Below are 13425 nucleotides of genomic sequence, written 5' to 3'. Positions count from 1 at the left end.
GAGAGGAACCCTCCATTGTGCCCGAAGGCGACCGGCCGGATTCCGTATCGGTGCCAGAATGGCCGTTCCGATGAACCGCGAACCCGACTTCCTCGAGCACCTGCGCGCCGAACTTTCCAGCGGCCGCGTCTGGCTCGACCGGGCGATCGTGCTGGGCTACGCCATCGCGGCCGGGCTTTTCGTGGTGGGCTTCACGCTCGCCAGCGACTGGGTCTTCGGCCAGTTCCACCGCTTCTACCGCGCCTGGCCCTGGGCCGTGCTGCTGACGACGCCGCTGCTCACGGCGGGCATCGTGTGGTTCACGCTGCGTTTCTTCCCCGGCGCGGGCGGCTCGGGCATTCCGCAGATCAAGGCGGCGCTGCACCCCGCCCTGCCGGAAGAGCGCCGCTTCTTCTTCGCGTCGCTGCGGCTCACGGTCGCCAAGATCGGCCTGGGCGCGGCGGGCTTCGCGGCCGGGTTGTCGATCGGGCGGGAGGGGCCTTCGGTACAGGTCGCGGCCGGGGTGATGCAGCATGCGCGGCGCTGGCTCTCGCCCAACACCACCATCGACGGCCGCGCGCTCTTGGTGGCCGGGGGCGCGGCCGGTATCGCGGCGGCCTTCAACGCGCCGCTGGCGGGCGTGGTGTTCGCCATCGAGGAGCTGTCGGGCCGGCTCGAGGCCCGCTCCAGCGGGCTGATCATCACGGCCATCGTGCTGGCCGGCCTGGTGGCGGTCTCGGCTTTCGGCAACACCAGCTACTTCGGCGTGATCCGCGTGCCCCGGCTGGGCTGGGACGCGCTCGGCCCCGGGCTGCTGGTCACGCTGCTCAGCGGCGCGGCCGGCGGGCTGTTCGCGCGACTGCTGACCGCCTCGCTCACCGGCGCGCCGGGGCGCTTCAACCGCTGGCGGGCGCGTTTCCCGGTGCGCTTCGCGGCAGCGGGCGGGCTGGCGGTGGCCGTCATCGGGCTGGTCACGGGCGGCGTCACCTTCGGCGCGGGCTCCGAGGCGGTCAAGCAGATGCTGCAGGGCCACGACGAGTTGACGCCGCTCTATACGGTGCTCAAGTTCGTCGCCACCTGGCTCACGGCCTGGTGCGGTGTGCCGGGCGGCATCTTCGCGCCGGCGCTGTCCATCGGCGCGGGCATCGGAGACGCGGTGTCGCAACTGGGCAGCAGCGAACTCGGCCCGGCGCTCATCGCCCTGGGCATGGCCGCCTTCCTGGCGGCGGTGACGCAGGCGCCGCTCACCGCCTTCATCATCGTGATGGAAATGGTCGACGGCCATTCGATGGTTCTGAGCCTGATGGCCGCGGCCATGCTGGCCAGCCTGGTCTCCCGCATGATCAGCCGCCCGCTGTACGACACCCTGGCCGAATACATGGTCGGGCGGGCCATCGGAGCCGCCGAACCGGTGCACCCGCCGCCGGAAGCCCCCGCGCCCAGGCCGCCGGAACCCGCCCGCTCGCCATGAATTCTCCGGCGGTCTATCATGTCCGGTTGCCCTCGGACGATCGCCCCCTTTGAATTCCAAAGCCACTGAACTAGCCGCGGCAGAAGCCGCTGAAGCAGCAGAACGCGCCCGCGACGCGGAACGCGAACGCGACGCCTACCTCGGCGCGGTGCTGGCGCAGCAGCGCATCAGCATCCGCGGCGCGCGCACCCACAACCTGAAGAACGTCGACCTCGACATTCCGCGCAACAAGCTGGTGGTCATCACCGGCCTGTCGGGCTCGGGCAAGTCGAGCCTGGCCTTCGACACGCTGTATGCCGAAGGGCAGCGGCGCTACGTCGAGAGCCTCTCGGCCTATGCGCGGCAATTCCTGCAGCTCATGGACAAGCCCGATGTCGACGTGATCGAGGGCCTGTCGCCCGCCATCAGCATCGAGCAGAAGGCCACCAGCCACAACCCGCGCTCCACCGTGGGCACGGTGACCGAGATCCACGACTACCTGCGCCTGCTGTACGCGCGCGCCGGCACGCCCTACTGCCCCGACCATCACCTGCCGCTGCAGGCGCAGACGGTGTCGCAGATGGTGGACGCCGTGCTCGCCATCCCCGACGAGCCGCGCCTGATGATCCTGGCGCCCGTGGCCCGCGAGAAGAAGGGCGAGTTCGTCGAGCTGTTCGCCGAGATGCAGGCCGCAGGCTACGTGCGCTTTCGCGTCGATGGGCAGACCTACGAATACAACGACCTGCCCAAGCTCAAGAAGACCGAGAAGCACGACATCGACATCGTCATCGACCGCCTGCGCGCGCGCCCCGACATGCAGCAGCGCCTGGCCGAGAGCTTCGAGGCGGCGCTGCGGATGGCCGAGGGCCGCGCCATCGCGCTCGAGCTGGGCGCCGAGGGCGCGCCCGACAAGGAACACCTGTTCAACGCCAAGTTCGCCTGCCCGATCTGCCACTACTCGCTGTCGGAGCTGGAGCCGCGCCTGTTCTCGTTCAACTCGCCGGTGGGCGCCTGCCCCAGCTGCGACGGCCTGGGCCACCGCGAGGTGTTCGACCCGGCGCGCGTGGTGGCCTTCCCGTCGCTGTCGCTGGCCAGCGGCGCCATCAAGGGCTGGGACCGCCGCAACGGCTACTACTTCAGCATGATCGAGAGCGTCGCCAAGCACTACAAGTTCGACGTCGACGCGCCCTTCGAGTCGCTGCCCGCATCGGTGCAGCAGGTGCTGCTGCACGGCTCGGCGGCCGAAGAGATCAAGTTCAACTACACCATGGAGTCGGGCAACTTCGCGGGCAAGAAGCTCACGAAGAAGCATCCCTTCGAAGGGATCATCCCGAACATGGCGCGGCGCTACCGCGAGACCGATTCGGTGATGGTGCGCGAAGACCTCGCGCGCTTTCGCAACCTGCAGCCCTGCCCCGACTGCGGCGGCTCGCGGCTGCGGCGCGAAGCGCGCAACGTGTTCCTGGTCGATGAATCGGCACGTCCCGCCGACGGCGGCGAGCCGCCGCGCATGGCGATCTTCGAGCTCAGCCACCTCACCTTGCGCGACTCCCTGGCCTGGTTCCAGACGCTCAAGCTGCGCGGCGCCAAGGCCGACATCGCCGACAAGGTGGTGCGCGAAATCGGCCTGCGCCTGAAATTCCTGAACGACGTGGGCCTGAACTACCTGAGCCTGGACCGCAGCGCCGAGACGCTCTCGGGCGGCGAGGCGCAGCGCATCCGCCTCGCGTCGCAGATCGGCTCGGGCCTCACCGGCGTGATGTACGTGCTCGACGAGCCCAGCATCGGCCTGCACCAGCGCGACAACGACCGCCTCATCGGCACGCTGAAGCATCTGCGCGACATCGGCAACAGCGTGATCGTGGTCGAGCACGACGAGGACATGATCCACGCCGCCGACCACGTGATCGACATGGGCCCCGGCGCCGGCGTGCACGGCGGCCGCGTGATGGCGCAGGGCACCTATGCCGAGGTGTCGGCCAACCCCGACTCGCTCACCGGCCAGTACCTGTCGGGCACGCGCAAGATCGAGGTGCCCAGGCACCGCACCGCATGGCTGCCGGTGGTGAGCAAGCCCGCCTTCAACGAAGGCAAGAAGCCCTCGCGCTTTCCGCAGAGCCCCGCCGCCGAGCGCCGCGCCGCGCGCGAGGCCGCCCACCTGGCCACGCAGACCGACCTGCAGGAGATCCGCGTGGTCGGCGCCACCGGCAACAACCTGAAGAACGTGAGCGTGGCCTTCCCGGTCGGCCTCCTGACCTGCGTGACGGGCGTCTCCGGCTCGGGCAAGTCGACGCTGGTGAACGACACGCTCTACACCGCCGTGGCGCGCACGCTGTACCGCGCGCATGAAGAACCGGCCGCGCACGAATCGGTGGAAGGCATCGAGTATTTCGACAAGGTCATCAACGTCGACCAGAGCCCCATCGGCCGCACGCCGCGCAGCAACCCGGCCACCTACACGGGCCTGTTCACGCCCATCCGCGAGCTGATGGCCGAGACCAACACCGCGCGCGAGCGCGGCTACGGCCCGGGCCGCTTCAGCTTCAACGTGGCCGGCGGGCGCTGCGAGGCCTGCCAGGGCGACGGCGTGGTGAAGGTCGAGATGCACTTCCTGCCCGACGTGTACGTGCCCTGCGAGGTCTGCCACGGCCAGCGCTACAACCGCGAGACGCTCGAGGTGCTCTACAAGGGCAAGAACATCGCGCAGATCCTGGAGATGACGGTCGAGACCGCGCACGAGTTCCTCAAGGCCGTGCCGACCATCGAGCGCAAGCTGCGCACCCTGCTGGACGTGGGCCTGAGCTACATCAAGCTCGGCCAGTCGGCCACCACGCTGTCGGGCGGCGAGGCGCAGCGCGTGAAGCTCGCGCTGGAACTCAGCAAGCGCGACACCGGCCGCACGCTGTACATCCTCGACGAGCCGACCACCGGCCTGCACTTCGCCGACATCGAGCTGCTGCTGAAGGTGCTGCACCAGCTGCGCGACGCGGGCAACACCATCGTCGTGATCGAGCACAACCTCGACGTCATCAAGACGGCCGACTGGCTGATCGACATGGGCCCCGAAGGCGGCGCCGGCGGCGGCACGGTGGTGGGCGAAGGCACGCCGGAAGACATCGCGGCGAACGAGGCGAGCCACACGGGGCGGTATCTGAAGCGGCTGCTGTAGCCGCCTCCGGGCCCGGAAAGACGCTCAGGTCGTCGTCTGCACGTGCAGGCGGCTGGTCTTGCAGCGGTGCAGCGCGCGGTAGTGCTCCAGCGGCCTGCCGTTGGCGCCGTAGGCGATCGACTCGATGCGCAGCAGCGGCTCCGGCGTGGGCAGGTTCAGCAACTGGCAGGTGTCGGCGTCGGGCAGCACCGCGTCGATCCAGCGTTCGGCGCGCACCAGGCGCAGGCCGTACTGGCGGCGCAGCACGTCGTACAGCGAGCGGTCGTCCAGGCGCGTGCGGTGCAGGCCCGGCGCCAGGTCGGCGGGCACCACGGTTTCCACCAGGAGGCGCAGTTCGCCGTCCACGCTGCGCAGGCGCTTGAGCGCCACCACCTGCGTGTCGTCGGTCAGCCCGAGCGAGGCGGCCTCCTGCTCGGTGGGCGCGCGCAGCTCCTGCGTGAGGATCTGCGTGCGCACCGAGCGGCCCTTGCGCTCCATCTCGTCGGAAAAGCCGAGCACGGTGGAGACGAAATCTTCATCCCGCTCGCGCGCCGACACGAAGGCCCCGCGGCCCTTGATCTTGTAGATGAGGTTGTTGCGCACCAGGTCGGCCAGCGCCTCGCGCACCACGATGCGCGAGATGCCGAACTGCTCGCCCAACTCGGCTTCGGACGGCAGCTTGGCGCCGATGGGCAGCACGCCCTGCAGGATCTGCAGGCGCAGCGCGTCGCGGAACTGGGCCCACAGGGGCGATTCGGAGCCACGGTCGAGCACGGTCGAGATTTCGGTCGGAGAGTTCACGTCGAGGGTTGGCCCAGGGCCTGAGGAGTCGTCAATGATGCATCGAAAGATGCGGGCGCTTCGGTGGCCACGGGCGAAAGCCGCACACCGTGGCGCTCGCGCAGCGCCCGCGCGCAGGCCTGCAGTTCCCTGCGTTCCTGGGCCGCGTCCCAGCCCAACGCCTCGGCGGCGATGCCCGCCATTTCGGCCAGCGCGGCGTCGGTGACGAGGCCGCGAATCGCCAGCAGCGTGCGGCGGATCACCAGGTCGTCGAGGTGCGCCACGCCGGTCTCGAGGCAGAGATACGAGATTTCGGCCACGGAGTAATCGGGCGCATGCCGCAGCGGCACGTCGCCGGAAGCACCGAGCCGCTGTGCCAACGGCAGCGCCTTGGAGCCGTAGCGGCGCAGCAATGCACGCGCACGCACCCGGTCCATGCCCGACGCCGTCACCATGCGGTCGACAAAGCGTTCCGTGGCCTGCGCATCGGCCGGCAGTTCCGCGCCGCCGCCGATGGCCATCAGCTCGGTCGACGCGGTGCGCGGGCGGCCCAGCTGCTTCAGCACTTCGTTGGTTGCCTCTTCGGCCAGCGCGCGGAAGGTGGTCCATTTGCCGCCGACCAGGCCGACGATGGGAATGTCGCGCGTCGCGCTCGGCAGGTCGACCACCACCGAATGGTCGCGCGAGATCTGGCCCGGCTTGTCGGCGTCGGAGCGCGCCAGCGGACGCACGCCGACGTACGTGTACACCACGTCGCCGCGGCCGAACGCGAGGTTCGGGAACACCTCGGTCAGCACCTCGAGCAGGTAGTCGACCTCGGCCGGCTCGGTGGCGATCTGGTCGGGGTCTTCCACCGGGATGTCGGTCGAGCCCACCAGCACGCGGTCGAGGAAGGGATAGACGATGCACACGCGCCCGTCCACCGCCTCGAAGTAGGCCATGCGGCCTTCGAGCGCATCGCGCAGCGCGGGGTGGTCGAGCACCAGATGCGAGCCCTTGGTGCCCATCACGCGCGAGCCCGCGCCGCCGAGCACGGCGGTGCTGCGGTCCAGCCATGCGCCGCTGGCGTTCACCACGGTGTCGGCCGTCACGCGCACCAGTGCGCCGGTGATCTCGTCGCGCAGCGTGAGGATATTGCCCGCGCAGCCCATCACGCGGCAGTAGTTGGCGGCGGCCGAGCGCGGCTGGTCGCGGCAGGCGTCGCCGATGAGCTCGAGCACCAGCCATTCGGGATGGCTGATCCATGCGTCGAAGAAAGTGGCGGTCCAGCGCACCGCGGCGCGGAACAGGTTGCGGTCGTTCTGCGGCACGCGGCTGATGCGGTGGTTGGGCATCACGCGCTGGCGGCGGCCCAGCAGGTCGTACAGGCGCAGGCCCGCCGCCACGGCCAGCAGGCCGCGCGTGCGCTGCGGCGGCGTGCGGCCGAAGAACTTGAGCGCGCTGCTCATGAGGCCGCCGAAGAAGCTCGACAGCGGCACCACCGTCTTCAGCGGCTGCACCAGGTGCGGCGCGTTGCGCAGCAGCAGGTTGCGCTCGCGCGTGGCCTCCGCCACCAGCGAGAAGCTGCCGTTCTCCAGGTAGCGCAGGCCGCCGTGGATCATGCGCGAAGGCGCGCTGCTGGCGCCGGCGCTGAAGTCGCCCTTGTCGACGATGAGGCAGTCGACGCGCTGCAGGCACAGGTCGCGGAACACGCCCACGCCGTTGATGCCGGCGCCGACGATCACGGTCGAGAAATGACGGTCCGCCAGCGAGGCCGGACGCACGAAAGGCAGTTGCCAGGCGCTCATTTCTCGCCTCCCGCCAGATGGGAAAACACAGGAGACATGGTGTCGATCAGTTCGTTGAAGCCGGCCATGAAGCCGGCATGGGCGCGCGCCTGCGCGGCATCGGGTTCGACGGTGTCGCAGGGCGCGAGCAAGGCGCTGCCCTGCTCCGCGCGGTCGATGCCCTGCGACATGGCGGCGTAGATGGCGGCGCCGCGCGCGCCCGTTTCATCGTCGGCGCAGCGCTCCACCGGGTGGCCGAGAAAGCCCGCGAGCAGGCGCACGAGTCGCGTGTCGCTCGCGCCGCCGCCGAGCACGGTCGATGCAGACACCGGCAGCCCGCAGGCCGCGAGCCGCGCCGTGTGCCGCGCATGCAGCGCGGCCACCGCGTCAACCACGGCACGCGCCATGTCGCCGCGCGTGTGGTGGCTCTTCAGGCCGACGAAGCCCGCCGTCACGCCGCCGCCGCCGTTCACGAACGGCAGGAAGCGCAGTCCGCCCGCGCCCAGCGGCACAGACATTGCCAGGTCGACCACGGCGCGCGAATCGGCCAGGCCCAGCACGCCGGCCAGCCATGCGATGTTGGCCATCGACGAGGGGCTGTTCTCCATGTAGAGCCGCCTGTCCCCGCGCCCGAAGTTGACGACCGCCGCCACGCCGGGCTTGGGCTCGATCACCGGACCGATGACCGCGTTCACGCACCAGGTGCCGAACACCGACACCGCCCGCTCGCGGCCTTCGGCGCAGATCGCCGTCATCGATGCGAGCAGGTCGATGGCGCCCATCGCCACCGGAATGCCGGCGGGCAGGCCGCACAGCGCGGCTTCGGAAGGCAGCAGCCGGCCGACCGCCTCGCCGCTCGGCACCAGCGGACCGAAGGCGCGTGGGCCGAGGTCCGCGATGCCCGAGGCGTCGAAGGCCGCCTGCGACCACGTGCCGGTGGCAATCGACACCAGCCCGGCGGTGCTGGCGTCGCTCGCATCGGTCGCGATCTCGCCGGTCAGCAGGAAGCCGAGGTAGTCCTTGGCGAACAGCAGACGGCGCACCGCGCCGCGCTGCACGGCGTCAGTGCCCAGCAACTCGGCCGCGATCACCGTGGGCTGGCCCGGCCAGGGCCTGCAGCCGACGTCGGCGAACAGCGCATCGCCGTGGCTCAGCGACAGCGAACGCGCACGCGCGTCGGCCCGCTGGTCGGTCGAGGCGACGGCCCTGCCGCCGACGAGTTCGTTGCGCGCGTCGAGCGCATAGAGCCCAGCGCCGTGGCCGGTGCAACCGATGGCGCGGACCTCGGCCGCGCGATCTCCGAGCTGGTGGGCGACGTCGCGCAGCACGTGGGTCAAGGCCGAGCGGATGGCGGCCGCCCCCACTTCGCATCCCCCTCCGGGCAGCCGGTCGTGCGGCAGTGGCATGCGGGACAGGGCGACGCAGCGGCCGCTCCCGGCTTCGAGGGCCAGGGCTTTCAGGCTGCTCGACCCCATGTCGATGCCGATCAGTATTTTTGGCTTCATGTCATAACAGCTTCGGCGGAACAAAAGCCCGTTGCCAGTAGCGTTTCCCCTAGTTATCCCGTCAAACGGCCAGCGCGTACATTCTAGCCTGTCATAACAACTGTCGTGACAACGAGGATCAGAGGGCTGCCTTGAAAAGCAGCATCGGCAAGCTGTGCCACACAACGTGAGGAGACAAAAATGAGGCGTAATTTCCTGAAGTCCGCCGCGGCCGCCGGTATCGGCCTGGCGGGCGCGAGCGCATTCGCGCAACAGCAGCAAGCGGCACCGGCGGCGGGCGCCGGCCTGCGCGGCAACGCCAGCGACGTCTACGTGATGAACGTGATGGTGTCGGGCGTGGAGTACTGGTTTCCGGTCTACGAAATGATGAAGCAGCTCGGCCGCACGCTGGGCGTGAAGACGCGCTACACCGGCACGCCGGAGTACGACGTGAACAAGCAGCTCGCGTCCTTCGAGCAGGAGCTGGCGCGCAAGCCGGCGGGCATCCTGCTGCATCCGATGAACCCCGACCCGTTCATCGAACCCATCAACCGCGCGGCGGCGATGGGCATCCCGGTCGTCACCTTCGCGGCCGACTCGCCCAACTCCAAGCGCACCTCGTTCATCACCTCGGACAACGACCGCGAAGGCACGCAGGCGGCCGACGCCATCGCGGCTTCGATGGGCGGCAAGGGCGAATACGCGGTGCTGGAGAACCCCGGCCAGGACAACCACGACCGCCGCATCGCCGCCTTCATCAACCGCATGAAGACCAAGCACCCGGGCATGAAGCTGGTCGGCCGCGCCGCCAGCAACCAGGACCCGAACAAGGCCTACCAGGCGGTGCTGAGCCTGGCGCAGGCCAACCCGAACCTGGGCGCCCTGTTCATGCCCGAGGCCAACTCGGCGCTGGGCGCGGCGCAGGCCAAGGTCGAGACCAAGAAGAACATCAAGGTGATGTGCTGCGACGTGAACGCCAAGATCCTGGACATGATCAAGTCGGGCGACGTGTTCGGCTCCATCAACCCGAACCAGGGCATGCAGGGCTACATGGGCATGATGATGCTGTTCCTGGCCAAGAACCCGACGCTCATCGACCCGATGAACGACGCCAAGCGCAACGGCGCCAACCCGATGGCAGTGCCCTTCCTGGACAACGGCCTGGCGGTGGTCAGCAAGGCCAACGCCGACGACTTCTACTGGGACAAGTACCTCGCCCGCCGCGGCACCAAGGGAATCGGCGAGTGAACGCAGTGAGCGCGTTGCTCGAACTGAAGGGAATCAGCAAGCGCTTCGGCGCTTCGCGCGCGCTCACGGGCGTGGACTTCACGCTGCACGCCGGCGAGATCCACGCCCTGTGCGGCGAGAACGGCGCGGGCAAGTCCACGCTGATGAACATCATCGATGGCATTCACCAGCCGGACGAGGGCGAGACCTCGCTCGACGGCCGCAAGGTGGTCATCGACGGCCCGGCGCATGCCATGCGCCTGGGCATCGGCCTGGTTCACCAGGAGATCGCCCTGTGCGGCGACGCCACGGTGGCCGAGAACATCTTCATGCCGGAGATCAACGCCGGCAAGCATGCGTGGATGAACTACGCGAGCCTCAACGAACGCGCGGCCCGCGTGCTGCAGCGGCTGGGGCAGGACGTGGACCCCGCCGCGCTGGTGAAGGACCTGAGCATTTCCACGCAGCAGCTCATCGAGATCGCCAAGGCGCTCACGCTGGACTGCAAGGTGCTGATCCTCGACGAGCCCACCGCCGCGCTGACCGACAACGAATCGGCCGCGCTCTTCAAGGTGCTGCACGACCTGAAGGCGCAGGGCATCGGCATCATCTACATCAGCCACCGCATGGCCGAGATATTCGCGCACTGCTCGCGCGTGACGGTGCTGCGCGACGGGCGCAACGTGCACTGCGGGCCGCTGGCCGAACTCGACGCCGACGCGCTGGTGCGCCGCATGGTCGGGCGCGACCTGGGCAACTACTACCCGCCGAAGCACGGCGACGCGGCGCACGGCGAGCCGGTGCTCGAAGTGAGCGACATCGCAGACGGCGAGCGCGTGCACGGCGTCTCTTTCACGCTCAGGCGCGGCGAGATCCTCGGAATCGCGGGCCTCATGGGCGCCGGGCGCAGCGAACTCGCCGAGACCGTGTGCGGCCTGCGCACCGCCACGCGCGGCGCGGTGCGCCTGCGCGGCAGGACGCTGGCGATCCGCAAGTACAGCGACGCGCTGCGCGAAGGCATCGCCTACCTCAGCGAAGACCGCAAGGCGGCGGGCGTGTACCTCGACCTGCCCATCGCGCAGAACATCGCGTCGATGGCGCTCAGGCGCGTGAGCTCGCGCTTCGGCCTGCTGCAGCGCGCGGCCGAACGCAAGCTGGCGCTCGACCTGGGCGGCAAGCTCAAGCTCAAGTCCGACGGGGTCGACATCGATGTGGCAAGCCTGTCGGGCGGCAACCAGCAGAAGGTGGCCATCGCCAAGCTGCTGGCCACCAACCCCTCGGTGCTGCTGATGGACGAACCCACGCGCGGCGTGGACGTGGGCGCCAAGTCGGAGATCCACCACATCCTGCGCGAGCTGGCCAGCCAGGGCGTGGGCGTGGTGGTGATCTCCTCGGAGCTGCCCGAGATCATCGGGCTGTGCGACCGCGCGCTGGTGATACGCGACGGCCGGCTGGCCGGCGAAGTGCAAGACAACGAAATGACGGAAGAGGCGCTGCTGCGGCTGGCCTCCGGACTTTGCGAAGAGGAAGCGACAGCATGAACTACCCGGCACAACTCGACGCGGGGGCCGCACCGGGCCTCCAGCCACACCAGTCGGGGGGAGGCCCCGTCAAACCCGCCAGCAAGCTCGGCAGCATGCGCGAGATGGGCTTGCTGCTCATCATCGCCGCGCTGTGCGTGGGCATGAGCTTCGCGTCGCCCTACTTCCTCACGTGGGACAACGTGCGCGCGATGCTGCTGTCGTTCTCCATCGAAGGCATCGTGGTGGTGGGCATGACCATCCTGCTGATCGTCGGCGGCATCGACCTGTCGGTGGGCTCGGTGGTTTGCTTCGCGATGGTGGTCACGGGCAAGCTCTTTCTCATGGGCTTCGATCCGTGGACGGCGGGTTTGGTGGCCATCGGCGCGAGCGCGCTGATCGGCGCCATGATCGGCGGCTGCGTCACGCGCATCGGGCTCAATCACTTCATTGCCTCGCTGGCTTTCATGGTGATCGTGCGCGGGCTGTGCCTGGCGCTCACGCAGGGCACGCCGCAGTCGCTGTTCTCGCTGCCGGCGGAGTTCAAGTTCATCGGCCAGGGCACGCTGTTCGGCATTCCGGCGGTCATCCTGATCTTCCTGCTGATCGTGGTGGTGAGCGACTTCGTGCTGCGCCGCTCCACCCTGCTGCGCCGCGTGTTCTACACCGGCAGCAACGAGAAGGCCGCGCTGTACTCGGGCATTCGCGTGGGGCACGTGAAGTTCTGGGTCACGGTGCTGTGCTCGGCATCGGCGGGCCTGGCCGGCGTGATCTACACCGCGCGCTTCGGCGCGGCCACGCCCACCTTCGGCATGGGCATGGAGCTCAACGTGATAGCCGCGGCGGTGATCGGCGGGGCCAGCCTCAAGGGCGGATCGGGCACGGTGCTTGGCGCGGTGCTGGGCCTGGCGCTGCTGTCGGTGGTGACCAGCTCGCTGATCCTGCTCGACGTGTCGCCCTACTGGCAGGACGTGATCAAGGGCCTGATCCTGCTCGCGGCCGTGACCATCGACCACATCATGAACACGAGGAAGACCAAGCGATGAGCAGCAACAAGAACGCATCGATGAAGAAGACAAAGCTCGGCCCCTCGGGCATCGAGTGCTCGGCCATCGGCCTGGGCACCTGGGCCATGGGCGGCTGGATGTGGGGCGGCGGGGACAACGCGGCCGCCGTGCTGGCCATCCAGGCCTCGCTGGACGCGGGCGTGAACCTGATCGACACCGCGCCGGCCTACGGCCTGGGGCGCTCCGAGAGCATCGTCGGCGCCGCGCTGAAAGGCCGCCGCCAGGAGGCCGTGATCGCCACCAAGTGCGGGCTGGTGTGGCACACCCAGAAGGGAACGCACTTCTTCGAAGAAGACGGCCACCCGGTGTACCGCTACCTCGGGCGCGAATCGATCTTCCATGAATGCGAAGAGAGCCTGAAGCGCCTGCAGACAGACTACATCGACCTGTACATCACGCACTGGCAGGACGCCACCACGCCCGTGGCCGAGACCATGGACGCGCTCCTCGAACTGAAGAAGCAGGGAAAGATCCGCGCCATCGGCGTGAGCAACGTGAGCCCCGAGACGCTGGCGGAGTACCTGCGGCATGGCCCGGTCGATGCGGCGCAGGAGCGCTACAGCCTGCTCGACCGCGAGATCGAAGAGACGCTGGTGCCGCTGTGCACCGAGCACGGCGTGGCGGTGCTGGGCTATTCGTCGCTGGCGCTCGGCCTGCTGGCCGGCCCCATCGACCCCGAACGCCAGTTCACCGGCGACGACCAGCGCGCGAGCAACCCGCGCTTCAGCGCGCAGAACCGCGCGAAGCTCAAGGCCTTCTTCGAAGAGCTGGAGCCGCTGCGCGGGCAACTCGAATGCTCCTTCGGCCAGATGATGATCGCGTGGACGCTGGCGCGCGGCAGCGTTTCCGTGGCGCTATGCGGCGCCCGCGTGAGCAAGCAGGCCGTCGAGAACGCGGCCGCTGGCTCCGTGCACCTCGGAGGCGACGCGCTGGCACTCATCGACGCCGCCGCGGCCCGGCACCTGGCCGCACTGGCCTGAGGCCCCTTCCATCCCATCTCAACA

Annotated in this window: 9 protein-coding genes; 6 read left to right on the top strand and 3 right to left on the bottom strand. The window is 69.1% G+C overall.

Translation table 11 applies throughout. The features are described 5' to 3' along the window. The first annotated feature begins 70 nt into the window (after positions 1-70). Together L3V85_RS04655 and uvrA are read left to right on the top strand one after the other, a co-directional pair. Complete coding sequence (locus L3V85_RS04655; RefSeq protein WP_237678237.1) at positions 71-1450, top strand: chloride channel protein; 1380 nt, start codon at positions 71-73, stop codon at positions 1448-1450. Between the two features lie 49 nt (positions 1451-1499). Continuing rightward, complete coding sequence (gene uvrA / locus L3V85_RS04650) at positions 1500-4598, top strand: excinuclease ABC subunit UvrA (RefSeq protein WP_237678236.1); 3099 nt, start codon at positions 1500-1502, stop codon at positions 4596-4598. A 24-nt stretch (positions 4599-4622) separates the two neighbouring features. Here the strand turns inward: uvrA and L3V85_RS04645 are convergent, their stop codons facing one another. Genes L3V85_RS04645 through L3V85_RS04635 form a run of 3 tightly spaced genes read right to left on the bottom strand, consistent with a single transcriptional unit; the run spans position 4623 to position 8628 of the window. Then, the gene (locus L3V85_RS04645; RefSeq protein ID WP_237678235.1) at positions 4623-5378 is read right to left on the bottom strand and encodes a GntR family transcriptional regulator; all 756 of its coding nucleotides are present in this window, start codon (positions 5376-5378) and stop codon (positions 4623-4625) included. Next, complete coding sequence (locus L3V85_RS04640) at positions 5375-7144, bottom strand: glycerol-3-phosphate dehydrogenase/oxidase (RefSeq protein ID WP_237678234.1); 1770 nt, start codon at positions 7142-7144, stop codon at positions 5375-5377. The genes L3V85_RS04645 and L3V85_RS04640 overlap by 4 nt, the downstream gene beginning before the upstream one ends. Continuing rightward, the gene (locus tag L3V85_RS04635) at positions 7141-8628 is read right to left on the bottom strand and encodes an FGGY family carbohydrate kinase (RefSeq protein ID WP_237678233.1); all 1488 of its coding nucleotides are present in this window, start codon (positions 8626-8628) and stop codon (positions 7141-7143) included. Before L3V85_RS04635 ends, L3V85_RS04640 begins: the two co-directional genes overlap by 4 nt. A 180-nt stretch (positions 8629-8808) precedes the next feature. Here L3V85_RS04635 and L3V85_RS04630 point away from each other — a divergent pair, with 180 nt between their 5' ends. The 4 genes from L3V85_RS04630 to L3V85_RS04615 are packed head-to-tail and all read left to right on the top strand — an operon-like array spanning position 8809 to position 13401. After that, entirely contained in the window at positions 8809-9855 is a 1047-nt protein-coding gene (locus L3V85_RS04630; protein WP_237678232.1) for a substrate-binding domain-containing protein, read from the top strand. Next, positions 9852-11375 (top strand): sugar ABC transporter ATP-binding protein, encoded by a 1524-nt coding sequence (locus L3V85_RS04625; RefSeq protein ID WP_237678231.1) that lies wholly within the window; start codon positions 9852-9854, stop codon positions 11373-11375. The genes L3V85_RS04630 and L3V85_RS04625 overlap by 4 nt, the downstream gene beginning before the upstream one ends. After that, positions 11372-12400 carry an ABC transporter permease gene (locus L3V85_RS04620; protein ID WP_237678230.1) on the top strand — a complete coding sequence of 343 codons (1029 nt, stop codon included), beginning with the start codon at positions 11372-11374 and terminating at the stop codon, positions 12398-12400. Before L3V85_RS04625 ends, L3V85_RS04620 begins: the two co-directional genes overlap by 4 nt. Then, positions 12397-13401 (top strand): aldo/keto reductase, encoded by a 1005-nt coding sequence (locus tag L3V85_RS04615; protein WP_237678229.1) that lies wholly within the window; start codon positions 12397-12399, stop codon positions 13399-13401. Before L3V85_RS04620 ends, L3V85_RS04615 begins: the two co-directional genes overlap by 4 nt. Positions 13402-13425: the final 24 nt, after the last annotated feature.

This window comes from Variovorax paradoxus (assembly GCF_022009635.1).
In the GTDB taxonomy this organism is placed as follows: Bacteria; Pseudomonadota; Gammaproteobacteria; order Burkholderiales; family Burkholderiaceae_C; genus Variovorax.
This window is presented reverse-complemented; position numbering and strand designations above follow the sequence as displayed.

What these genes read in the sequence shown, in the direction of transcription:
- L3V85_RS04630 (WP_237678232.1), top strand. Translation starts at nt 8,809, where the DNA reads ATGAGGCGTAATTTCCTGAAGTCCGCCGCGGCCGCCGGTATCGGCCTG.
- L3V85_RS04615 (WP_237678229.1), top strand. Translation starts at nt 12,397, where the DNA reads ATGAGCAGCAACAAGAACGCATCGATGAAGAAGACAAAGCTCGGCCCC.
- L3V85_RS04635 (WP_237678233.1), bottom strand. Translation starts at nt 8,628, where the DNA reads ATGAAGCCAAAAATACTGATCGGCATCGACATGGGGTCGAGCAGCCTG.
- L3V85_RS04620 (WP_237678230.1), top strand. Translation starts at nt 11,372, where the DNA reads ATGAACTACCCGGCACAACTCGACGCGGGGGCCGCACCGGGCCTCCAG.
- L3V85_RS04655 (WP_237678237.1), top strand. Translation starts at nt 71, where the DNA reads ATGAACCGCGAACCCGACTTCCTCGAGCACCTGCGCGCCGAACTTTCC.
- L3V85_RS04640 (WP_237678234.1), bottom strand. Translation starts at nt 7,144, where the DNA reads ATGAGCGCCTGGCAACTGCCTTTCGTGCGTCCGGCCTCGCTGGCGGAC.